Origin of the sequence: Pseudomonas sp. Mn2068, from assembly GCF_049319725.1 — a bacterium.
GTDB classification, from domain to species: Bacteria; Pseudomonadota; Gammaproteobacteria; order Pseudomonadales; family Pseudomonadaceae; genus Aquipseudomonas; species Aquipseudomonas gingeri.
This window is the reverse complement of the sequence record NZ_JBMOUG010000001.1, coordinates 990773-1012453: the sequence shown is the minus strand read 5'-3', so window position 1 is coordinate 1012453 and position 21681 is coordinate 990773. Positions and strand designations below refer to the sequence as shown.

The following is a 21681-nucleotide window of genomic DNA, read 5'->3' as shown; positions in this document are numbered from 1 at the left end:
ATAACGGCCGTGCGGGTTTGCGCCTTCTATGAGGCGTTGGAAGTTCTCGGTGATGCAGCGGGTTGTTTCAGTGCCGTGCTGTTGATGCGCAGTGTCATTGCCCGGGTTCATGCAACCGGGGCGGCGCAGTCGGATGAACGGGGGCCAACTGTTGGCCGGTCAGATGGCATCTTCCAGTGCGTTGAGATCGCGGCCCCGGGTTTCCGGTGCGACAAAGGTCGTCAGCAAGCCAATCCCCGCCATCGCGACAAAGTACGTCGCAATCGGCCACCAGTGACCGGTCCAGGACAGCAGCGCGGCGGCGATCAGTGGCGCGGTGCCGCCTGAGAGAATCGAACCCAGTTCCTTGGCCATGGCCAGCTTGGTGTAGCGGTTTCTCACGCCGAACATTTCAACCCCCCAGGCCGCCTGCACGCCGAAGATCCCCAGGGACGCCAGGCCCATGCCGAGCACGATGGTGGCGGTGACGATGGTCGGGTCGCGGGAGTCGAGCAACATGAAGGCGGGGAAGGCATAGAGCATCAGCAGCAGGCAGAACCAGCGGTAGATGATGCGTCGGCCAAAGCGATCGGAAAGCCAGCCGGCCAGCGGGATGATCAGGAAACCCAGGATCGAGGCGATCAACACGGCCTGGGTCGCGACCGATTTGTTCACCGCGAGCACCTTCACCACATAGCCGACGATAAACCCCTGGGCCAGATAGGACGGGCCGTTCTCGCCGATACGCAGGCCGATCATGGTGAAAAAGGAGCGGCTGCCTTTCCAGAACCCGGCAGGCTGTTCAAGGCTGGCGAGGGAGGCGATGCTGTTGTCACGCTGGGCTTGCAACTCGGCCTTCCTGAGTTCGAACACCGGCGTTTCCCGCAGATTGCGGCGGATCCACAGGGCGGCCAGGGCAATCAGCGAGCTGCACAGGAAGGGAATGCGCCATCCCCATTCCTGCAATTGCTGTTGATCCATTTGCACCACGGCCAGCCAGACCATCGAAGCCAGCAGGGTGCCGCTGTTCGAGCCGAGGGCAATTACCGACGAGACCAGGCCCCGGCGTCTGGCCGGGGCGAATTCGCCCAGCATCACCGTACCCGCAGCCAGTTCGGCCCCGGCACCAAAACCCTGGGTGAAGCGCAGTACCACCAGGCAGATGGGGGCCCAGATACCGATCGATGCATAACCGGGGATCAGGCCGATCAGGGTGGTGGAAGCGCCCATCAGCACCACGGTGGCGATCATCACCACCTTGCGCCCCTTGCGATCGCCCAGCCAGCCGAAGAACAGCGCCCCGATCGGCCGTGCGACAAAGCCCACGGACCAGGTCGCGAACGTGGAAAGCAGGGCCATGGCCGGGCTGACATTGGGGAAAAACACGTCGCCGAAGATAAGTCCGGCGGCCAGGCCATAGAGGGCGAAGTCCGCATACTCCATGGCCGTGCCCAGCCAGCAGGCGAGGGTGGCGCGATACAACTCCCGGCGTCCCTGCGGGGTCATCAAACTTTCATCCGCTGCACCACGCACCCCGAAGGCGGTGGATCGAGCGGCACTTTCAACTGTGGACATCAAAAAACTCCTGATCTGAGGATGGCCCGCACAGGCCTGTCGAAAGGCTCTGTCCTGGTGTCGATAACCGCGCTGTTGCCGTGTTTTCACGGTTATCTACGCGCGTAGATTCCTATCCTTGAAAATCGGCCTCGGGATACACCTCGAAGGCCGATACGGGTAATCAATTGACCTGAACGCGGGGCGATCTTAGGCAGGGTTGTATTGCAGTCGAATGACAGGTTGCCCGATGGGCCGACGCGGCGCGTACAGGACCATCGGCGCGCCAGCGCAAATGGATTGAGCTGCTATGGTAGTCAGGGCCTGGCGTGTGCGTTGACGGCCCCTGCAAGGCGGCAGCCGATGTCCGCGCATTGTTTCTTCCCTGGGGGACCCTCGGCCGATGCGGTTATGTTTTTTCAGCGGGTTGGACCGGATCGAAATCCGCGATCGAACCGAGACGGGCCCCGCTCGATCCGGGTCAAGGAATGGGGCCGACGGCGGTGACGCGCCGGCGACGAAAATAGACCTGCGCGAGACATGGCAGGTGGAAAGCTTTGTCCGGCGCTATTTCCAGGGCCCTGGCGAGGTCCATCGCGTGCGCACCTTGCTCTCGGGCCAGTTGCCCGTGACCCACTTCATGGCCGACGAAGAAGTCCTGCGGCAGCTATCGCGCAGGCTGCAGTCCGGCACCTTGTGTGCGTATCTGCTTGCCCGGCAACCGACGGCGCCGATCCGGCAGCCGGGATCCGCCGCCGGGGCTGCCGCCAGGCCACCGGCACCGCGCCCGACAGGACCTGCCCCCGTCCCCAGGACCCAGATCGAACTGGCGACGGTGGTGCCGGTATCGCGGGAGAGTGTCGACGCCGCACAGGATGTCGAGGCTGCGATGCTGGAGGAGGCGGCCAGAAGTGCGACGCCGTTCTGTGAGGAGTGCGAGCGCGCGCGGTTGCAACGCCTGGAACAGGGGCAGGGATGAACGCCGGCGAACTCGAGCAACTGACCGCACTGTTATGGCCCGATTCTCAGGAGGGCGCCGATCATCAGGTGTACTGGCTGCTCGACGGCGCGCGCGATCCGGGAATATCCAGAGCGGTGCGCTACGGCTCGCTGAGATTCTGGTGCCTGTACTCCGGGCAGTTGACTCCGCGCCTGCGGGCCGCTGCGCCTTACCTTGTGCAACTGACACGTGGGTCGCCGGCCACCCTGGAACTGCTGGAAAGGGGCTGGGGCAATGCCTGGGGAATCTTCATCGTAGCCCCGGCCTCGCTGGCGATGTCGCGGGTCCGCCTGCACTTCAAGAAGTTTCTGCGGGTACGGACGGAAGACGGCAGGCGCCTGCTGTTTCGCTTCTACGATCCGCGGGTGCTGTCGATCTTCCTGCCCACCTGTACCGACGCTGAATTCACGCAGTTCCTCGGGCCCATGACGAGCCTGTTCGTCGAATCGGAGCAGGGCACGGCATATCGACTGTTCGACCGGGCGGATCAGACCCTGCGCATCACTTCAGGACGGTTATCCGGCCTGTAGCGGAAGGCTTGCGAACAGAAAGCAACGCCGGCCCGGTGCGATCCTTTTGCCGGATCGACGAAGGTGAAAGCACGCCTCACAAGCGATGCCTGCCTTTTCCCTCCAATCAAGCGCTTTGTCTGACAGAAAGTTCCATGTCGGAAAACTACATAATTAGGACATCACAAACCTGGGCGGTTGTGGAGACGGATGTGGCTGTGAACCTGTGGAATGATTTCGCAGGCCAGCCGAGGAAAGTTCACTTCGGCCGCTCAGCCATCAGCGTCTATCGCGCCTGATGCGATAGCGATCACAGGGAGAACAACAAATGGATTTGAGTCCTGATACCACTGGCGAAGACGTCTGCACCGTCCAACTCAAGCTCAGCACTGAGCAATCGAGGAACCGGCGCTTTGTCTATGAGCTGGCCTGTCGCATGGAGGGCTGGGCGGGTGTCGAGATACTGAGTGTCGAGCGTGGGGACTATTGCCGGGATGTCGCCGAGCCGAAGGATTGCTGAAACTGACAATGACCGGCCCGAGAGCGGGGCCGTTATCTGACACATGGAGTAGTGGAGGTTTATGTGCACGCCTTGAATCTGGCAGTCGCCTTTCAGATCATGAACAACATCAAGAACGGCCAGTTGCGCAATTGCCTGGCCATGGGCCTTGAAGAGAAAGACCTGCAGACCCTGATCGATCCCCATTGCATGGGGGCCCTGGTGAACTCGCCGGTGCCCTGGTTCAAGGTGGTGGTGAATGGTCCGGTCGTCCACCGGCTGCTGAGCCACGTCAAGGACAGCGAGGAGGAGGATCTGATCAGCCGCGCGATCACCCTGGGTGCCAGTTCTCCGATGATCCTCGAGCTTTTCGGCCTGTCGGCCAAGGAAGTCGCCATCCGCCGCACGATGTTGGGCATCCCCCATCGCAAGGGCCGCTGGCCCCAGGTCGGTGCCGAGGAGGAACTCTGCCTCTGGGAGCACTGGGTGCGCCTGACCAAGGAACAGGCGACGGACCCGGGGGACCCGCGAGCGGTGCTGCTCGTCGCCATGGGGATGACCGAATGTGAGCCGGAATTGAACCTGACCATGGTCTGGAGCCTTGTCCAGAGCTGGATCGAACAAGGGCTGGTGTGACGGCCGGTTGATGGACGCGCCCCGCGGCAAGATGGCGGCGAGGGCGCGCCTGATCAGGGGCGTGGACTGCCGTGGCCGTTGCCGTTGAGGTTTTTTTCCATCGATTCGAGGCGGTTGGTGTCCGGGTCGCCTTCGTAGATGGTGCGCGAGTTGTCCTTGCGTTCCTGATGACGGGCAATGATGGCGGCGGGGGAGTTGCTGGTGAGCGAACGCCGCAGTTCAAGCTCGGTCCGCAAGTTGGTGATTTCCTGCTGCAAGGCGTCGCGCTCGCCGTCGATGGTCTGCGTGGCGATCTCGTTGGCGGCGACATTGGGTTCCTTGTTGCCGGCCAGCAGGGCGCGTTGCAGCAGCAGGGCCTTTTCCAGCACGCTGGTGACGGCGATTTCCGAAGCCAGGCGTTGCGCCAGCAGTTCCTGATCGGGTTCGTCGCGCAAGGCAGTGATGATGCCGCGAGTGATGGGCATCGAATGGCTGCCGGCCTCGGCCAGATTCTCCAGGCTGGTCGGCTTGCTGCCGGCAATCAGCGCTTGCAGCGCCTGCAGCTTGCTCTCGTACTCTTCCTGGATCAGCGGGGTCAGGCCGACCCCGGCGGTGGCCGTGCTCGGGGTGCAGCCTTCGCAGGTCTGCTGCTGGACTTCCCCGAGAACGCGGTTGGCAAACGCCGCTGCCTCATCCGGGGACTGCCAGGTATCGCACAGCAGGCCGCTGTTGCAGGCGGCGGGCGCGATGCTCGCGGTATCCGTGGCGCTGCGGCCATTGAGCAGATTGTAGCCGGCCCGGGTCACCTCCCCGATCACCTGGATCGGTGGCTGCTGCTTGCCGCCGGCCTTGTCGCCACCCACCCAGGGAATGCCGGTGTTGCCCTTGTCTGATTCGGCCTGGGCGGTCACGGCCACGGCGTCCTGGTTCTGGACAATGGCCTCCTTGATCGCCTGGCCTTCGGCGAGGGCGCCCCAACTGCTCTGGTTGCCGGCGACGTTGACCATGCGTTCGGCGATGGCACGGCAACTGGCCTTGGACCGGTCGAAGTCCAGCCGGGCCTGCAGGATGCCGTTGGTGAGCAGGTTGTACAGGCCCGGGTCTGCTCGCTGGATGATCAGTGCCGGCAGCGAGGCGACGGCACCGGTGGCGTTCTGGATGAGGCTGCCCATGATGCTCTGGAAACCGTCGGTGATGCCGTTGAGCTGGTTATGCAGGGTGGTGGACAGGTCCATGTTTCCGCACATGAGATTGTTGTTCCAGCCCACGCCGACGCCGATGCTTTGCATGCTGCCGGCACGTCCCATGTTCACCGCATTGCCGCCGCCGATGCGGTACAACACGTCGTCACCGATGACACTGCCGGCACCGCTGAAACCGGGCGGGGCGGCGAGGAGGGGCAGGCTGGCCAGGGCGACGATCAGGACCGGCCAGGGGCTGGGGCAAGGGCGTGGAAAAAGGGATATCCGAGTCATGGCAGTGCTCCGTGATGAAAGACAATCAGTGAGGGCCGGTGCTGCCGAGAAAGGTCTGTCCTTCTCGCTTGCAGCAGGTGTAGGGGCGCCACAGCGACCAGGCGTAGCCGCCATCGATGGCCTGGAGGTGGGGCCCCGGTTCGGGGAAGACCGAACAGGTGGTACTGGCGGTGGGCGTCAACGCCTGCCATTTGCCGGTCTGCGCATCGGACTCGCGCAGCTCCCCGGCAGGCCAGTAGCCCGGACCGGCCGGCGCCAGAAGTGGTCGATAGACATGTGCCTGTCCGGGGCGGGTCACGATGTCGCCCGCGCGCTGGGCCGTCACGGCGGAAGCCTTGTAGTCGTCGGGCTGGTGCACAAAGCCGCTGCGCGGGTAGACACTTCCCCACAGGTTCGACGCGAGCCGGCTGCCGATTTCCCGCAGTCCCGGGATCAGTGACTGCGGGAAGACGCTTTCCGGAATGCCGTGGCGCCAGCCGAGCGTGTCCAGGGTGCTGAGCAGATTGGGCACATAGGGCGTGCCGGCACCTTCGCAGGTGTAGCCCGAGCCGCTGGCAAAGGCATTGAACGCGGCGATTCCGGGATGACCGATCACGTCGACGTTCTTGAACACCGAGAGATTGTTTTCGTGCGGGGCGCCGCTGGTGCCGCTGCCGCCACCCTGTGCCCCCGGGGTGGCCGCGCTCAGGGCCCGGACTTCGACCCAGGGATTGCGTCCTGTCGAAGAGTAGCTGGAGACCACGGCATCCGGTACGTAATGGCGAACCTTCGAAGAAGTTTTGACCTCGCAGCCGAAGGTGGTGCAACGCAACCAGTAGCACACCCCCACGACCTGGTATTCCAGGCAGCTCGACGACGCGACGCTGGGAACGATGGCTGCGGTGTCCAGGGCCGGGCTCATGGCGCAATAGGACAGCGCCAGCCATGCCGGAAGCCATGACCTGGCAACCCATCGCGGTAAACGATGACTCATGGCTTGCCCCTCCGGAACCGTTCGATCTTCGCCAGTGCCCGCTCCAGATTCGGATCGCCATAGACGACATAGCGGTGATCGACGACAACGGCCGGGATCCGGGTGATCCCCAGGCTCCAGGCGTCCACGATGTCCTGGTGGGCACGACTGATGTCCGCGCTGGATTCGGCGGTCATGTTTTCCTGGAATACCGCCTGTGCCTCTTCAGGGTCGGCGGGAAGGCCCTTGGAAAGCATCACCTCCAGGTGATCGAGGCGATCGAGATGGATCAGGCGGACGTCCGCCGGTACTTCAACGGGATGGGCCGAGTCGGTGATGACCCAGGTGCTGGCGAAGCAGGCTGGAGCAAGAGCCAGCAGGGCGACGGCGCCAACCTGCGGCAGGGAAGGTGAGAGATTCATGGGCAAGATCCGAGTGGCAGAAGCCTGGATCCTCTGCAAAACGGGCCATGGTCACAGCAGGAAAACTGATTTGTGCCCGGGAGTTTCCTGCCGGCACGGGAAGACCCTCGCCCCGTTCCGCAAACGAGGCGGCTGGGGCGAAGCGGCTCAGTGCTCCTTGCTCAACGGCAGGGCTGTCTTGTAGCGCACCTGTTTCAACGACAGGCTGGAGCGGATTTTTTCGACTTCCGGCATCGGCGACAGCCGTTCGATGATGAAATGCTCCAGCGCCTGCATGTCCGCCATGACCACGCGGATCAGATAATCGGCGTCGCCCGTCATCAGGTAGCACTCCATCACTTCGTCGCATTCGCAGATCTGCCGTTCGAAATTCTGCAGCGCCTCGCGTCCCTGCTGTTTCAGGCTGATGGAGATAAACACGTTCAAACGCAGGCCCAGGTGCTCGGGCGCCAGCAGGGCCACGTATTCGCGGATGCAGCCGGAGGCCTCCAGGGCCTTGACGCGAGTCAGGCAGGGCGAGGGCGAGAGATGCACGCGCCTGGCCAATTCCACGTTGGACAGGCTGCTGTCCCTTTGCAGCTCCCGGAGGATCTTCAAGTCGATATTATCGAAGTTCATTATGCTTCCAGTTTTATTGTTGGCGGACTTTTATGCCGCAAAGCATGCGGTTTTTGCTTCATAACGGTCAAAAAAATTGCCTGGCCCGGCATAGACTAATAAGAAAAAGAGGAGGCGCCAATGAACCGTTTTGACTCTATCGATTCCATTGCACAAGCCACGGCAGACAGCGATGAACTGCAGGAGTGGCGTGACGCCTTGCAGTCGCTGTTGGCCAACAGCGGCCCGCAGAGAACCAGGCAGGTGCTCGACATGCTGGCCGAGATCGCGCGGACCCCGGCAGTCGCCTGGCAGCCGCCCTCCAACAGTCCCTACGTGAACAGCATTGCGGTCGAGCAACAACCGCGCTTTCCCGGCGACCTCGCCACCGAGGAACGCCTGGCATCGATTACCCGCTGGAATGCCCTGGCCATGGTGGTCCGCGCCAATCGCGCCTATGGCGAACTGGGCGGACATATCGCCAGTTATGCCAGTGCGGCGGACCTGTTCGAGGTCGGCTTCAACCATTTCTTCCGGGCCCGTGGCGATCGCTTCGACGGCGACCTGGTGTTCTACCAGCCGCACTCGGCACCGGGCATCTATGCCCGCGCCTTTCTCGAAGGGCGCCTGGGCGAGCGCGAACTGGAGCACTATCGCCAGGAGATCAGCGCGCGCAAGGCCGGTGTCCAGGGCTTGTCCAGTTACCCGCATCCCTGGCTGATGCCGGACTTCTGGCAGTTCCCCACCGGCTCGATGGGCATCGGTCCCATCAGCTCGATTTTCCAGGCGCGGTTCATGCGCTACCTGTACCATCGCGGCCTGCAGGACACCACCGACCGCCATGTGTGGGGCGTCTTCGGCGATGGCGAGATGGATGAGCCGGAAAGCATGTCGGCCCTGACCCTGGCGGCCCGGGAAGGGCTGGACAACCTGACTTGGGTGGTCAACTGCAACCTGCAGCGCCTGGACGGTCCGGTGCGCGGCAACGGGCGGATCATCGATGAACTGGAAGCGTTGTTCCAGGGAGCTGGCTGGAACGTGATCAAGCTGGTCTGGGGCTCGGACTGGGACGCGCTGCTGGCGCGGGACGATGACGGCCTGCTGGTGCGTACGCTGTCGCAAACCGTCGATGGCCAGTTCCAGACCTTTGCCGCCAAGGACGGCGCCTATAACCGCGAACACTTCTTTGGACAGGACGAAGCCCTGGCCCGGCTGGTTCGAGGCATGAGCGATGAACAGATCGACCGTCTCAAGCGCGGCGGCCATGACATGCTCAAGATCCATGCCGCCTACCGGGCGGCGAGCCTGCACGAAGGCCGGCCGACGGTGATCCTGGCCCAGACCAAGAAAGGCTTCGGCATGGGGGAGGCCGGGCAGGGCAAGATGACCACGCACCAGCAGAAGAAACTCGATCGGGAAGCGCTGCTGGCCTTTCGCGACCGTTTCCGCCTGCCGCTGTCGGATGAACAAGTGGAAACCCTGAGCTTCTATAAACCGGCTGAAGACAGTGCGGAAATGCGTTATCTGCGCCATCGCCGCGAACTGCTCGGCGGCAGCGTACCGTCGCGCAACCGCGAAGCCGCGCCGGTGACTGTCCCGGCCATCGACGGGTATGCGGGGTTCTCCACCCGGGCCGAGGGCAAGGAGATGTCCACCACGATGGCCTTTGTGCGGATGCTCGGCAACCTGCTCAAGGACAGGCAACTGGGACCGAGGATCGTTCCCATCGTCGCCGACGAGGCCCGTACCTTCGGCATGGCCAACCTGTTCCGACAGATCGGCATCTACTCCAGCGTCGGGCAGCGCTACGAGCCGGAGGACATCGGTTCGATTCTCAGCTATCGCGAAGCTACCGACGGCCAGATACTCGAAGAAGGGATCAGCGAGGCCAGCGCCATCAGCTCCTGGGTGGCGGCGGCCACCAGCTATTCGGTCCACGGCTTGCGCATGCTGCCGTTCTACATCTACTACTCGATGTTCGGTTTCCAGCGTGTCGGTGACCTGATCTGGGCCGCTGCCGACCAGCGGGCGCGAGGTTTCCTGCTGGGCGCGACCGCAGGGCGTACCACCCTGGGTGGCGAGGGGCTGCAGCACCAGGACGGCTCCAGCCACCTGATCGCCTCCACCATCCCGAACTGTCGCGCCTACGATCCGGCCTTTGCCAGCGAGTTCGCGGTCATCCTCGATCACGGTATGCGCCAGATGATGGAACATGAGGTCGACGAGTTCTACTACGTCACCCTGATGAATGAAAACTACGCGCAACCCTCGCTGCCTGAGGGGGTAGAGTCATCCATCATTCGTGGCATGTACCGTTTGAGCGAGCCGGGGGAACCGACGCCGAAAGGCCAGGTGCGGCTGCTGGGCTCGGGCACGATCCTGCGCGAAGCCCAGGCGGCCGCCGAACTGTTGGCCAGCGACTGGCAGATCGACAGTGAAGTCTGGAGCGTCACCAGTTTCAGCGAACTGGCCCGGGAGGCCCGTGAGGTCGAACGCTGGAACCGTTTGCACCCGCTGGAACACGCCAGGCAAAGCCATCTGGCCGACTGCCTGCCCAAGGGCGCGCCGGTGATTGCGGTGTCGGACTATGTCCGCGCCTTGCCGCAGCTGATCGGCTCATACATCGAGTCGCGCTACTGCGTGCTGGGGACCGACGGCTTCGGGCGCAGCGATACCCGGGCGGCGTTGCGCGACTTTTTCGAGGTGGACCGTCATCACATCGTCCTGGCCGCCTTGTCGGCACTGGCCGACGAAGGGCATCTCGATCGCAGCCTGTGTGCCCAGGCTATCGAGCGCTACGCCCTGGCGGTCGACAGCGACAGTGCCTGGACCTGCTGAGCGCCCGGACGGCATGTCCTTCCCGGGGCGGGCTTTGGACGGTCCGCCGCGGGAGTGCGCTCGTGTCTCGGGCGCCGAATCAACCGGGCATCGGTTCCCGGCTGAAGGCATCGAGTTCGCGCACCAGGCTCTGTGCCGCCAGCATCACCAGTTCGCGACCTTTTTCCGGTGTCGCCAGGGCCGGGTCCGAACCCATGCGGCCGTCCGGGTGACGGGCACGGAAGTCGAGGGCTTCGCGGATGGGGCCCGAGGGTGCGATCTGCGGTGAGTACTCGGCGGACTTGATGGCTTCCGGATAGGCCCATTGCGTGATCGCAATCTCCGATGGCGTGGCATGGGAGCCATGCCCGGTCGGAAACTGTTGGCGGGCCAGTTCACCGACTCCCTCCAGATCCCACCAGTTGCACAGCTTCAGGGCGAATCCTGCCGGGCGCCGGGCGAAACTGGCTTCGGCGTAAAGCTCCGAGAACGCCGCTTCAATCGAGGCGATATTGCCGCCGTGGCCATTGAGGAAAAGGATTTTCTCGAAGCCATGGCCGGCCAGCGAGCGTGTCCAGTCGCCGATGGCGGCGATAAAAGTCGAAGGCCGCAGGGAAATGGTTCCGGCGAAGCCGAGATGGTGTTGGGCCATACCGATATTGAAGGTCGGTGCGATGAGGATATCGGCGTTTTTCTGCGCCTCATGGGCAATGATCTGCGGGCACATCCAGTCGGTGCCCAGCAGGCCGGTCGGTCCATGCTGCTCGTTGGACCCGATGGGAACCACGATGGTCCGGCTGCGTTGGAGAAATTGTCCGATCTCGGCCCAGGTCGACAGGTGTAAAAGCATGTGGGTTCCTCGTGGGTCTGTGTTTGTTGCCAGTCATGGTGCTCCGGCCTGTCGGTATCAGCAAGAGCAACCAAGTTCATGTATCGTTGCCCTGCAAGCAACAGTCATGTCCGGAGGAGTGCCCCGTCGTGCGCGAGATCAATCAACAACGGCTGCGGTATTTTCATGAGGTGCTGGTCCACGGTTCGATTCGTGGGGCGGCGGACAACATCAATACCTCGCCTTCGGTCATCACGCGCCAGATCAAGCTGCTGGAAGAAGAACTCGGCGCCAGGCTGTTCGAACGCCAGGCCCGTGGTGTCCGGCCAACCGAGGCCGCCGCGCACCTGCTGGAGTTCTGGCGTGGCTATCGATCGCACCAGGAGCGGCTCGAAGACCAGTTGCAGGCCATCAAGGGCCTGCAGCAGGGGCATGTGCGGGTGGTCACCAGCGAGGGCTATGTCGAGACCCTGGCAGACAGCGTTCTGGCGCCGTTCTGCAAGCAGTATCCGAAACTCGATATCAGCCTGGATATCCTGCCGGTCGACGACGTGCTGGGCGAGGTCGCCGAGAATCGTGCGCACATCGGGCTGGCCTACAATCCTCCCGCGCATCCGCATATCCAGTACCGGGCCACGTCGCCGCAACCGCTGATTCTGCTGGTGCGCCCCGATCATCCGCTGGCTTTACGCGGAGGGTCGGCCACCGTCGCGGACATGCTGGCCTGTCCGCTGGTATTGACGCCCAGCACATTTGGCATCGGTCATGCGCTGAAGATGCTGGAGTTCGCCGAAGGGATCGAGGTGCGGCCGGCCCTGCTGAGCAACTCCCTGGTCGCCCTCAAGCGCCTGGTGGCATCCGGGGATTTTGCCTCGTTGCTCGGCGAGTTCGCCGCCTACCGGGAAATCGCCCGGGGAGAGCTGGCAGCGGTCCCGATCGATCACCCATTGTTCCTCGGCATCGAGGCGAAACTGCTGGTGAAGTCTGGCCGGCCACTGGCCGCAGCGCCCCAGGAGTTGTTGCGCTGGATGCTGCAGCGTTTGCCGATGTTTGCTGGCGGCGAGGCGATATAGATTGTTGGTCAGTTGGCGACATTTGGCGTTTTGATTGGGTCAAATGTCGTATCCTTTTGTACTGACTCCTTCGGCAGTGACTCTGCACTTGTGGAATCTGCTGGTGAGTTGCGATCTGGCGGCAGGGCAGTTCAGGCTTGTCTCGCAGGAAGGGTTTGGACTAGATACTCGGTTGTTCAAATAAGCCGTGTTTGTTCAAGGCTGCATTTACTTATGGAAAGGGAATTGAGGTGTTTATGGGGCGTCTTCGATACACAGAGATAGATACCAATATTGAGTATGTTTGGCCCTGCAGCGAAAGAGAAGCTCGTCAGATTGACGTACTCACCTCCGCTTCAAATGTGACCATTAATATGGTTGATTCCGGTGGCACAATCACTTTTGCAGCGGGCAGTCCTGTCACGCTTGTATCTGCGAAGGGCAAAAGCAGTTTTGCTGACCCGAATGACATTATTGCCGAAGCAAAAAAAATATGAACCCGACTAGAGCGGCAGCCTTCGAAGCGTTTGTATACGCATCATTATAAGTGATCAGTCCTTGCAATCGGGCCATGCCCATGCAGGCGTGGCCCGAAAGTGAGGTTCAAATGCCGCTCATGCGGGCAGGGTGATCTGCAACTTGACGTCCCGTGGCAGCGCCTGGTCGGCGCGCTCGAAGGCTTCGATCGAGCGGTCGAACGGGTAGCTGGCGGTGATCAGCGGCTTCACGTCGATCTTGCCGCTCGCCAGCAGGGCGATCGCGCGTTCATAGACGTTGGCGTAACGGAACACCGTCACCAGGCGGATTTCCTTGACCATCAGCGCGACGATATCCAGGGCCACCGTGGATGCCGGCATGCCGACACAGATCACGGTGCCGCCGGGACGCAGGTGACTCGCCAGATCGACAAAGGCCGCGGCGGCGCCGGAGCACTCGAAGACCAGGTCGACACCGCGCTTTTGCGTCAATGCGGCCACCTGGCCGCTCAGGTCGGGGCCGGTCAGTGCCTCGATTCCCGGGTAGTGTGCGACGTTCTGCAGCTTTTCGGCGGCCGGGTCGAAGATCAGCACACGGGCACAGCCGGCGGCCAATGCACAGAGTGCGGTGAGAATGCCGATGGTCCCGGCGCCCAGCACCAGCGCCACGTCGCCCGGTTGCACGCCGGCCTTGGTGGCAGCCTGCATACCCACGGCCAGGGGCTCGACCATGGCCCCTTCGGCCTGGCTGATGGTGGCGGGCAAGCGATAGACCAGCGTCGCCGGGTGTATCACCTCCGAGGTCAGGCAGCCATGGATTGGCGGCGTTGCCCAGAAGGTCAGCGACGGATCGAGGTTGTACTGGCCGATACGGCTGGGGCGGCTGGAAAAATCCGGGATGCCGGGCTCGATGCAGACCCGATCGCCCGGACTCAGGTCGACCACCTCCGCGCCACACTCCAGCACCGTGCCGGCGGCCTCATGACCCAGGACCATCGGTGCATCGACCACAAAGGGGCCGATACGGCCATGGCGATAGTAGTGAATGTCGCTGCCACAGATACCGACTACATCCATGCGTATGCGCACGTCCCTGGTGCCCAGCACGGCGGGCAGTTCGATCTCGCGCAGGGCGAGTTGACGCGGACTTTCGAGAACAAGAGCCTGTGCCATGGTGACACCTCATATGCATGTATAGCCGGCATCGGCCGTGATGATGGAGCCCGTCAGCAGGCTGGCTGCATCCGATGCCAGGAACTGCACCAGGGATGCTATTTCGTGGGGCTGGCCCATGCGCCCGGCGGGCGTCATTTCGAGCCACCTCTCGATCAGCCCGGGCTGGCTTTCCAGCCCTTGCAGCAGGGGCGTCTCTATATAGGTGGGCGCAACGGCATTGACCCGGACACCGCGTGCGGCCCATTCCACCGCCAGGGACCGGGTCAGATGGTGCACCCCCGCCTTGGAGGCGTTGTAGTGACACTGGGGCTGCGGAACATTGACGATCTGCCCGGACATCGAGCCGATATTGATGATCGAGCCGCGCCCGGCCTCGAGCATCCGCCGGCCGAAGCCGCGGCATGTGCGGAACACGCCGCCCAGGTTGACGCCGATGACCTTGTCCCATTCGGCGTCGCTCATGTCTTCTGCCGGGGTATTGGTCACGATGCCGGCATTGCAGACGAGGATGTCCAGCGCCGGCAGCGCGGCGGCCAGGGCATTGACCGCCGTGCTGTCGGTCACGTCGAGGGCCTCGGCCCGGGCCTGGTAGCCCTTGGCGTTGAGTGCCTGCGCGGTGGCCTCGGCGCGTTCGCGCAGGATATCGGTGCAGATCACCTCGGCACCCGTTGCGGCCAGCGCCTCGGCGATCGCCGCGCCGATGCCTTGGCCCGCGCCGGTCACCAGTGCGAGCTTGCCGGTCAGCGATTGTTTTTCACGGTAGTTCATCGTCCGTCCCTCCAGGTCTGCTCTCAGGTCAGCGCACAACGCAACGCTTCGCCGCGCAGGCCGCGCAACGCTTCTTCGCTGGCCAGGCGCTGCAGGGTGTCTACCGAGGCGTCCGAGAAGAACGCCGCGTGGGGCGACATCAGCACATGGGGCGCGGTACGCAGTGGCGAACCGGTGGGCAGGGGCTCCTGCTCGAAGACATCCAGTCCGGCACCGGAGAGGTGGCCGCCGACCAGCGCCGCGCTCAGGGCTGTTTCGTCGATCAGGCCACCCCGGGAGCAGTTGATCAGGATCGTCCCACGAGGCATGCGCGCGATGGCGGCGGCATCGATGACATGGCGGGTTTCGGGCGTCAGTGGCACATGCAGCGACAGCACGTTGGCCATGCTGATGACCTCTTCGCGGGACATCGGCTCGATCCCGGCGGCACGGGCCTGCTGGTGGGTGACATAGGGATCGAAGCCAATGATGCGGCAACCGAACACCGCCATGCGGGTCGCGTAGGCACGGGCAATCCGCCCGAGGCCGATCAGGCCGACCGTGGTGTCGCGCAATGAGCGCACGCCATCGACCATTTGCGCGATCTTCCATTCGCCCTCACGGATGCCCGTGCCGTAGTGGTCGAGTTTGCGCGCCAGGGCCAGGGTCATGGCGGCAGCATGATCGGCCACTTCTTCGATGCCGTAGTCCGGCACGTTGCACACACGCACTCCCACTTCCCTGGCCGCGGCGAGGTCGACGTTGTCGACACCGACGCCGTAGCGCACGATCACCGCGCCCGGCGCCATCGCCTGCATCACACGGCGGGTCATCGGCGCAAAGTTGTTCAGTACGGCATGCGCATCCCGTACCGCTTCCAGGGTTTCTTCTTCGGTGCGGCACTGATGCTCGAAGAACCCGGCGCCGGCAGCCTCCGCCGCGGCTTTTTCATGGCGGGTGTTGCCGAAGGCCTGGTCGGTGACCACCAGTTTCATCGTTGTGCGGCTCATAGCAGCCCCCGCTTTGCCAGGTTGCGCATCAGTGCGCGGGTGCCGTAGGTCCAGGGCGCGGCTTGGTCGGAGTAGACGACGGTATTACGCAGGGTGCCCAACAGCGGCGTCGAGATTTCCACCAGGTCACCGGCCTTGTGGGTGAAACCCGAACCCTTTTGTTCACGATCCTGGGTCGGCGCGAACATGGTGCCGAGAAACAGCATGAAACCATCGGGGTACTGGTGCGAGGTGTTGCGGGTCTGCGCCACCAGGTTGGCCGGCTTGCGGCTGATCTCGGCCATGTTCGAGCCACCCGACATTTCAAAACCGTCCAGGCCGCTGACGGACAGGGTCAGGGTGGCGTTCTCGATATCGTCGAGGGTGAAGTGTTCGTCGAAGAGACGGATGAACGGACCGATCGAGCAGGAGGCATTGTTGTCCTTGGCCTTGCCCAGCAGCAGGGCCGAACGCCCTTCGACATCGCGCAGGTTGACGTCGTTGCCGAGGGTGGCGCCACGGATATTGCCCTGGCTGTCCACCGCCAGCACGACTTCGGGCTCGGGGTTGTTCCATTCCGAGATCCGGTTGATACCGACCTGGGCGCCATAGCCGACCGCCGCCATGGGCTGGGATTTGGTGAAGACTTCGGCGTCCGGACCGATACCGACTTCCAGGTACTGCGACCAGAGGCCTTCGGCGATCAGCGCAGCCTTGATCTCGGCGGCCTTGGGCGAACCGGCCTGGACGTTGGAAAGGCTGTCGCCGATCAGCGAGCCGATCCGTGCCCGCAGCTCATCGGCGCGGGCCGGATCGCCAGCGGTGCGTTCGTCGATCACGCGCTCGACCATGCTGCGGGCAAACGTCACGCCACAGGCCTTGAGTGCCTGGAAGTCACAGGGCGCCAGCAGGCAGGGGCGGTCGGAGTGATAGCCCATCTCGGAGGGGTCGAGGATCAGGTCGGCCAGATCGCCAACCGCTTCGCCGGCCAATGAGTCGAAACGTTCTGCCGGGTTGTTGTCGAGGAAGTCGGCCATCGACACGACCGACTCGGTAATGTCGACCAGCAGGTTGTCCCGCAGGATGACTACCGAAGGACCTTTGCCTGGTAGCCAGACCCGACCGACCAGTTTGGCGTGTTTGAGTGAGGTGGGCAGCATGAGCGGTTTCCTTATTGTTGATATCTAGTAATGCTACGTTTCGATTTTGAGCACGGTCAAGCAGTCTTGCATGAAAGAAATCGGCATTTTCTCGGTTTTTTCCCTTTTTTATAGCTAATATTCTGAATAATAAGGCGAATATTAAGTGTTTCAGGCATTCGCCAGCGATGGCGGTGCGTCACTTGTCCAGGTGATTTTCGAAAGGGCTATTGCAAAAAGCTAGCAATACTATATTTTTGAATCAAGTCAGTGGTTCCACCGCAGAGAAAGGCGACGGAGAAGTCCCATGCATAACAATAATTCTCTCTACGAGTCGATTGCCGCCCTGGAAGGCGCCTTGTTTATCAATGGTGAGTGGCACAAGGGCGCAGGGGCTCGCTTGCCGGTGGAGAATCCGGCGACCGGGGAACTGATCGGTCATATCGCCGCCGCGACTGCACAAGAGATTGAAGCGGCGGTGTCTGGCGCCCATCGCGCCTTTGCTTCCTGGTCCCGCGAGTTACCGAAGACCCGAGCCATTGCCTTGCACCGCCTGGGCGACCTGATCGCCGCCGATGCACTGAACATGGCGCGGATCATGACCCTGGAACAGGGCAAGCCGGTCAATGAAGCCAAGGGCGAGGTGCTCAAGCTTGCCGAGGCCTGCCACTTTTATGCTGAAGAAGCGAGCCGCGTGCATGGCGAGATCGTGCCCAACGATCAGCCCGGCTTCCAGAGCCTGGTGGTACGCGAGCCGATCGGCGTCGTCGCGGCGATCACCCCATGGAACTACCCGGCCGAGCTGGTGGGCTGGAAGCTGTGCGCCAGCCTGGCTGCGGGCTGCACTATCGTGATCAAGCCCGCCGAACTGACGCCGTACACCGCCCTGATGATCGCCGGCAAATGCGCCGAGGCCGGTATTCCGGCCGGTGTGGTGAATGTATTGACCGGCAAGGGCTCGCAGGTCGGGCAGGCCCTGGTCGAACACCCGCAGGTGAGCAAGGTGGCCTTTACCGGGTCTAGCGCAGTGGGTTTGCATATCCAGCGCAGTTGCCCGCAGGTCAAGCGCCTGTCCCTCGAACTGGGTGGTAATTGCCCCATGGTGGTGACCGCCAGCGCCGACGTGGAAGCGGCGGTGAAGGGAGCGACACGGCGCAGTTTCCGTAACTGCGGACAGATCTGCATTGCCATCAATCGCATCTATGTCCATCGTTCCCTGTATGAGGCGTTCGTCAGCAAGCTGGGCGCGGCCGCTGATGCGCTGACGGTGCGCAACGGCCTGGAAGAGCCTGCTGCCGACCTGGGCGCCATGGCTTCCGCCGAGCCGCTGGCCAAGACCCGTGCGCACCTCGAGGATGCCCTGGCCAAGGGCGCTCGACTGGTCGCCGGCGGCCAGGCACCACAAGGCGCCGAATTTGCCCATGGGCATTTCTTCCGGCCGACGGTGATCGCCGATTGCACGCACCGGATGCTGGTGATGACCGAGGAAACCTTCGGTCCGCTGGTGGGGGTCGCCGCCTTCGACGATCTCGCCGAAGCTATTCAACTGGCCAATGACACGCCTTACGGCCTTGCCTCCTATGTCTATGCTCGGGACCTGACCGACATCCATACCCTGTCGGCGCAACTGGACTATGGCAACGTTGCCATCAATAACGTCGATGCCGGGATCATGAATGCCCCCTACGGTGGGCGCAAACAGAGTGGCGTGGGTTACGAACACGGTCGCGAAGGGTTGCTGGAGTACTTCAACTTCAAGCATGTCCGCCTGCACCATGGCGTCGGGAATTGAGCCATGCAGGCGCTCATTGGCATCGACATCGGCACCTCGGGCTGCAAGGCATTGCTGCTCGACGTCCATGGCGCGGTGATTGCCGCCGATACGGCGACTTATCCGCTCTCGCAACCTCGACCCGGTTGGACCGAGCAGGACCCTGAACTGTGGATCGACGGCGCCCGGCGCGCCATCGCCGGTGTGTTGGCCAAGGCCCCAGGCGTGGAGCTGCTCGGCGTCGGGCTCTCCGGTCAGATGCACGGGCTGGTGCCGCTCGATGCGGCGCAGCAGGTGCTGCGCCCGGCGATCCTGTGGAACGACCAGCGCAATGCCGCGGAGTGCGAGTGGATCACCGCCACCGCCGGTGGCCTGGACGGTTTGCTGAAGGCCACCGACAACCGGATGCTGGTGGGGTATACCGGCGGCAAGATCGTCTGGATGCAGCGGCATGAGCCCGAGCTTTTCGCGCGCTTGAGCACTGTGCTCAATCCCAAGGACTATCTGCGCCTGCGCCTGACCGGCGAAATTGCCAGCGAAGTCTCCGACGCCTCGGGCACGGGCCTGTTCAATGTGCGTTCGCGGCAATGGGCGAGCGGGTTGATCGAGCAACTGGGCATCGACCCCGGGTTGTTGCCACCGGTGTTCGAGTCCCAGGTCGTTTCGGGTCGGGTCAGTGCCCGGGGCGCCGCGTTGTTCGGCCTGCCCGTGGGCACGCCGGTGGCCGGCGGCGGTGGCGATTCGGTTATCCAGACCCTCGGTTCCGGCGTGATCGCGCCCGGCGAACTGCAGACCACCATCGGTACGGCGGGCATTCTCGCCGCCGCCCTGGACGAGCCCCGGGACAATCCGGACGGTCGCCTGCAGATTTTCTGCAACGTGGCCGCGGACAAATGGCATTGCATGGGGGTGTCGTTGAACGCCGGCGGCTCGATGAACTGGTTTCGCGACACCTTCTGCGCAGGGGCCAACGGCGTGGTGCCGTCATTCGAGCAGATCGTCGCCGAAGCGGAGAAGAGCCCGGCCGGTGCCCATGGCCTGCTGTTTCTTCCCTATCTGAACGGTGAGCGTTGCCCGCATCCCGATCCGCTCTTGCGTGCTGCCTTCGTCGGCCTGACCGCGCGCCACGACCGCGGCGACATGGCCCGGGCCGTCATGGAGGGGGCGGTGCATGCGCTGGCCGACATGCATGCCCTGATGAAGCCCCTGGGCATCGACGGACACGTGATCAAGGCTTCCGGCGGTGGTGCACGCTCAGCGCTGTGGCGCCAGCTCCAGGCGGACATCTTCGGTTGCGACGTGCTGACCACCGAAGGGGCCGCCGAGGGTGCGGCGTTCGGCGCGGCCCTGGTGGCCGGGCTGGCGATGGGTGTCTGGGCCGATCCGGCGAGTGCGGCGGCGAGCTGTCGCGCCATTACCCGCCAGGCGCCCGATGGCGCGACGGCCGAGGTCTTCGCCCGTGCCCATCGTATCTACCACAGCCTTTATCCGACGCTCCGGGAAACCTTCGTAGCGCTCGGTGCCCCCATTTTCGATTAGTCATTTTTTCTGGAGTCTGATTCATGTCCGTCTATTCCGCGCTTATTTTCGATCTTGACGGGACGCTTATCGACAGCGCATCCGATATCGCGAAGGCCCTGAATGTCGGTTTCGCGCTGAACGACTGGCCTGAACTCGATCCCGCGCATGTCGAGACGTTTCTCGGCAACGGACCGCGGCGCCTGATCGTCGACATCCTCGAGGACCTCGCGATCCCTTATGACGATGCCCAGGTACAGCGGGCCTTCGATGGCTACCTGCATGCCTATATGGAAGATCCTGCGGGGTGCACGCGGTTTTTCCCTCATGTGCGCGAAGACCTCGCGGCTCTGCGCCAGGCCGGTATCCGCCTGGGTATCTGTACCAACAAGAACCACGCCGTCACCGGCAAGGTCCTGGAGCAGCTGGGGCTGGCGGACTTGTTCGAGGTCGCCCTGGGCGCCGATGCGGTGCCGGCGTGCAAGCCGGACCCCGGGCATTTGCTGGCCGTGGCGCAGGCGATGGACCTGGCATCGGACGAGTGGGCCTATGTCGGTGACACCCGTGTCGACCAGATGACTGCGTATGCCGCGGGCGTGCCATTCTTCGTGGTGCCCTGGGGCGGCGGTCCTCATGTGGACATTTCAGCGGAGCAGCGCTTGAACCGTCTGGCCGATCTGTTACAACGCAGCCCACTAATCGCCAAGGAGCGGATATGACCGTCAGTTTGCTGCAACGCATCATTCTTGAAAGCAAAGACATGCACCGGGCCGAGCGTCGGGTCGCCAACTTTGTTTCCACTTCGCCTTCGAAGGTCCTGCAGATGAGCATGGCCAAGCTCTCGGAAACCTGTTCGGTCAGCGACCCTACCGTGATGCGTTTCTGCCGGCGCTTCGGCTTCGAGAGTTACCAGGAATTGAAGCTGCACCTGGTTCAAAGCCTGGTGCCGTCGGCGCCGTTTGCCTACGAGCAGATCATTCCCGATGACAGTATCGACAACATCGTCCGCAAGACCTGCCGCAACTCGCTGAATGCGATCCAGCGCCTGGCCGAGGACCTGGCGCCCGAGCGGGTGGGCGAAGGTGCCCGACTGTTGCAGGCGGCAAGCTGGATCGGCATCTACGCCACGGGGATTTCCGTGGTCAACGCCCTGGATGCCGAGCACAAGTTCCAGCGCCTGGGCCTGCGGTGCCAGGCACTGCTGGGCAGCAAGCGCCAGGAGATGCACGCCGAAGGCGCTCGGGAAGGCGAAGTGGCGCTGATCTTTTCCCAGTCCGGCCACACCCGGCAGATGGTCGATGTCGCCGTGGCTGCCCGCAAGGCCGGGGCCAGGGTGGTGTCCATCGCCGCCGATGACAGTCCCCTGGCGCGGGTTTCCGATGTGCTGATCGCGGTCAAACCCTATGAACATACCGAACTGATGACACCCCTGGCGTCGCGGCTGAACCATCACCTGGTCACCAACATGCTGGTAGCCGCCATCGCCGTTGCCAGTGGCAGCCAGTTCCCCGATCAACTGACCGCCCTCGACTCATGGCGGACCGACAAGATTTGACCCCCATGAC

General features: G+C 63.2%; 21 protein-coding genes and 1 pseudogene. 12 read left to right on the top strand and 10 right to left on the bottom strand.

Features of this window, described 5'->3' with window-relative positions:
• Nucleotides 1-159 precede the first annotated feature (159 nt).
• Nucleotides 160-1554, bottom strand: a complete 1395-nt coding sequence (locus ACL9RJ_RS04375) for an MFS transporter (protein WP_042935957.1) — start codon at nucleotides 1552-1554, stop codon at nucleotides 160-162.
• A gap of 526 nt (nucleotides 1555-2080) precedes the next feature.
• On the opposite strand from ACL9RJ_RS04375, the gene ACL9RJ_RS04370 reads away from it, so the two are divergent.
• The 4 genes from ACL9RJ_RS04370 (at nucleotide 2081) to ACL9RJ_RS04355 (ending at nucleotide 4177) form a co-directional block, all read left to right on the top strand.
• Nucleotides 2081-2512 (top strand): hypothetical protein, encoded by a 432-nt coding sequence (locus ACL9RJ_RS04370; RefSeq protein WP_146049234.1) that lies wholly within the window; start codon nucleotides 2081-2083, stop codon nucleotides 2510-2512.
• On the top strand, nucleotides 2509-3063 hold the full coding sequence (locus ACL9RJ_RS04365; RefSeq protein WP_017127543.1) for a DUF4123 domain-containing protein: 555 nt from the start codon (nucleotides 2509-2511) through the stop codon (nucleotides 3061-3063). The genes ACL9RJ_RS04370 and ACL9RJ_RS04365 overlap by 4 nt, the downstream gene beginning before the upstream one ends.
• 307 nt (nucleotides 3064-3370) lie before the next feature.
• Nucleotides 3371-3562 (top strand): hypothetical protein, encoded by a 192-nt coding sequence (locus tag ACL9RJ_RS04360; RefSeq protein WP_017127542.1) that lies wholly within the window; start codon nucleotides 3371-3373, stop codon nucleotides 3560-3562.
• Nucleotides 3563-3625: 63 nt separating this feature from the next.
• The gene (locus tag ACL9RJ_RS04355; protein ID WP_052328584.1) at nucleotides 3626-4177 is read left to right on the top strand and encodes an STY4526/YPO1902 family pathogenicity island replication protein; all 552 of its coding nucleotides are present in this window, start codon (nucleotides 3626-3628) and stop codon (nucleotides 4175-4177) included.
• Between the two features lie 53 nt (nucleotides 4178-4230).
• On the opposite strand, the gene ACL9RJ_RS04350 is transcribed toward ACL9RJ_RS04355, so the two are convergent.
• The 4 genes from ACL9RJ_RS04350 to ACL9RJ_RS04335 form a co-directional block, all read right to left on the bottom strand.
• Nucleotides 4231-5631 carry an integrating conjugative element protein gene (locus ACL9RJ_RS04350; RefSeq protein ID WP_422764919.1) on the bottom strand — a complete coding sequence of 467 codons (1401 nt, stop codon included), beginning with the start codon at nucleotides 5629-5631 and terminating at the stop codon, nucleotides 4231-4233.
• Between the two features lie 25 nt (nucleotides 5632-5656).
• Complete coding sequence (locus ACL9RJ_RS04345; RefSeq protein ID WP_042935956.1) at nucleotides 5657-6604, bottom strand: TIGR03756 family integrating conjugative element protein; 948 nt, start codon at nucleotides 6602-6604, stop codon at nucleotides 5657-5659.
• Complete coding sequence (locus ACL9RJ_RS04340; protein ID WP_103033049.1) at nucleotides 6601-7005, bottom strand: TIGR03757 family integrating conjugative element protein; 405 nt, start codon at nucleotides 7003-7005, stop codon at nucleotides 6601-6603. Before ACL9RJ_RS04340 ends, ACL9RJ_RS04345 begins: the two co-directional genes overlap by 4 nt.
• A gap of 147 nt (nucleotides 7006-7152) precedes the next feature.
• Complete coding sequence (locus ACL9RJ_RS04335; protein WP_370591011.1) at nucleotides 7153-7626, bottom strand: Lrp/AsnC family transcriptional regulator; 474 nt, start codon at nucleotides 7624-7626, stop codon at nucleotides 7153-7155.
• A gap of 117 nt (nucleotides 7627-7743) precedes the next feature.
• Here ACL9RJ_RS04335 and mdeB point away from each other — a divergent pair, with 117 nt between their 5' ends.
• Nucleotides 7744-10440 (top strand): alpha-ketoglutarate dehydrogenase, encoded by a 2697-nt coding sequence (mdeB, locus tag ACL9RJ_RS04330; RefSeq protein WP_103033050.1) that lies wholly within the window; start codon nucleotides 7744-7746, stop codon nucleotides 10438-10440.
• Nucleotides 10441-10519: 79 nt separating this feature from the next.
• Here mdeB and ACL9RJ_RS04325 read toward each other — a convergent pair whose 3' ends face one another.
• Nucleotides 10520-11269 (bottom strand): creatininase family protein, encoded by a 750-nt coding sequence (locus ACL9RJ_RS04325; RefSeq protein ID WP_017127534.1) that lies wholly within the window; start codon nucleotides 11267-11269, stop codon nucleotides 10520-10522.
• Nucleotides 11270-11397: 128 nt separating this feature from the next.
• On the opposite strand from ACL9RJ_RS04325, the gene ACL9RJ_RS04320 reads away from it, so the two are divergent.
• The 3 genes and pseudogenes from ACL9RJ_RS04320 to ACL9RJ_RS04310 all read left to right on the top strand — a co-directional run bounded on the left by ACL9RJ_RS04320 (nucleotide 11398) and on the right by ACL9RJ_RS04310 (nucleotide 12797).
• The gene (locus ACL9RJ_RS04320) at nucleotides 11398-12321 is read left to right on the top strand and encodes a LysR family transcriptional regulator (protein ID WP_017127533.1); all 924 of its coding nucleotides are present in this window, start codon (nucleotides 11398-11400) and stop codon (nucleotides 12319-12321) included.
• A gap of 49 nt (nucleotides 12322-12370) precedes the next feature.
• A pseudogene (locus ACL9RJ_RS04315) lies at nucleotides 12371-12505 on the top strand (RES domain-containing protein); the annotation flags it as partial.
• Nucleotides 12506-12512: 7 nt separating this feature from the next.
• Complete coding sequence (locus ACL9RJ_RS04310; RefSeq protein WP_146049235.1) at nucleotides 12513-12797, top strand: hypothetical protein; 285 nt, start codon at nucleotides 12513-12515, stop codon at nucleotides 12795-12797.
• A gap of 117 nt (nucleotides 12798-12914) precedes the next feature.
• Here ACL9RJ_RS04310 and ACL9RJ_RS04305 read toward each other — a convergent pair whose 3' ends face one another.
• Genes ACL9RJ_RS04305 through ACL9RJ_RS04290 form a run of 4 tightly spaced genes read right to left on the bottom strand, consistent with a single transcriptional unit; the run spans nucleotide 12915 to nucleotide 16848 of the window.
• Nucleotides 12915-13949 carry an NAD(P)-dependent alcohol dehydrogenase gene (locus tag ACL9RJ_RS04305; protein ID WP_017127532.1) on the bottom strand — a complete coding sequence of 345 codons (1035 nt, stop codon included), beginning with the start codon at nucleotides 13947-13949 and terminating at the stop codon, nucleotides 12915-12917.
• Nucleotides 13950-13958: 9 nt separating this feature from the next.
• Nucleotides 13959-14720 (bottom strand): SDR family NAD(P)-dependent oxidoreductase, encoded by a 762-nt coding sequence (locus ACL9RJ_RS04300; RefSeq protein ID WP_017127531.1) that lies wholly within the window; start codon nucleotides 14718-14720, stop codon nucleotides 13959-13961.
• Nucleotides 14721-14743: 23 nt separating this feature from the next.
• Nucleotides 14744-15709 carry a C-terminal binding protein gene (locus tag ACL9RJ_RS04295; protein ID WP_085983789.1) on the bottom strand — a complete coding sequence of 322 codons (966 nt, stop codon included), beginning with the start codon at nucleotides 15707-15709 and terminating at the stop codon, nucleotides 14744-14746.
• A complete protein-coding gene (locus ACL9RJ_RS04290) occupies nucleotides 15706-16848 on the bottom strand; it encodes a fumarylacetoacetate hydrolase family protein (RefSeq protein WP_017127529.1) in 1143 nt (380 codons plus the stop codon). Before ACL9RJ_RS04290 ends, ACL9RJ_RS04295 begins: the two co-directional genes overlap by 4 nt.
• Before the next feature lie 286 nt (nucleotides 16849-17134).
• Between ACL9RJ_RS04290 and ACL9RJ_RS04285 the strand changes: the two genes are divergently transcribed.
• From ACL9RJ_RS04285 to ACL9RJ_RS04270, 4 genes are read left to right on the top strand one after another with little or no spacing between them, the layout of a single operon-like run.
• On the top strand, nucleotides 17135-18619 hold the full coding sequence (locus tag ACL9RJ_RS04285; protein WP_017127528.1) for an aldehyde dehydrogenase family protein: 1485 nt from the start codon (nucleotides 17135-17137) through the stop codon (nucleotides 18617-18619).
• A 3-nt stretch (nucleotides 18620-18622) separates the two neighbouring features.
• The gene (gene xylB / locus ACL9RJ_RS04280; RefSeq protein WP_017127527.1) at nucleotides 18623-20137 is read left to right on the top strand and encodes a xylulokinase; all 1515 of its coding nucleotides are present in this window, start codon (nucleotides 18623-18625) and stop codon (nucleotides 20135-20137) included.
• Nucleotides 20138-20160: 23 nt separating this feature from the next.
• Entirely contained in the window at nucleotides 20161-20835 is a 675-nt protein-coding gene (locus ACL9RJ_RS04275) for an HAD family hydrolase (protein WP_017127526.1), read from the top strand.
• On the top strand, nucleotides 20832-21671 hold the full coding sequence (locus tag ACL9RJ_RS04270; RefSeq protein ID WP_017127525.1) for a MurR/RpiR family transcriptional regulator: 840 nt from the start codon (nucleotides 20832-20834) through the stop codon (nucleotides 21669-21671). The genes ACL9RJ_RS04275 and ACL9RJ_RS04270 overlap by 4 nt, the downstream gene beginning before the upstream one ends.
• Nucleotides 21672-21681: the final 10 nt, after the last annotated feature.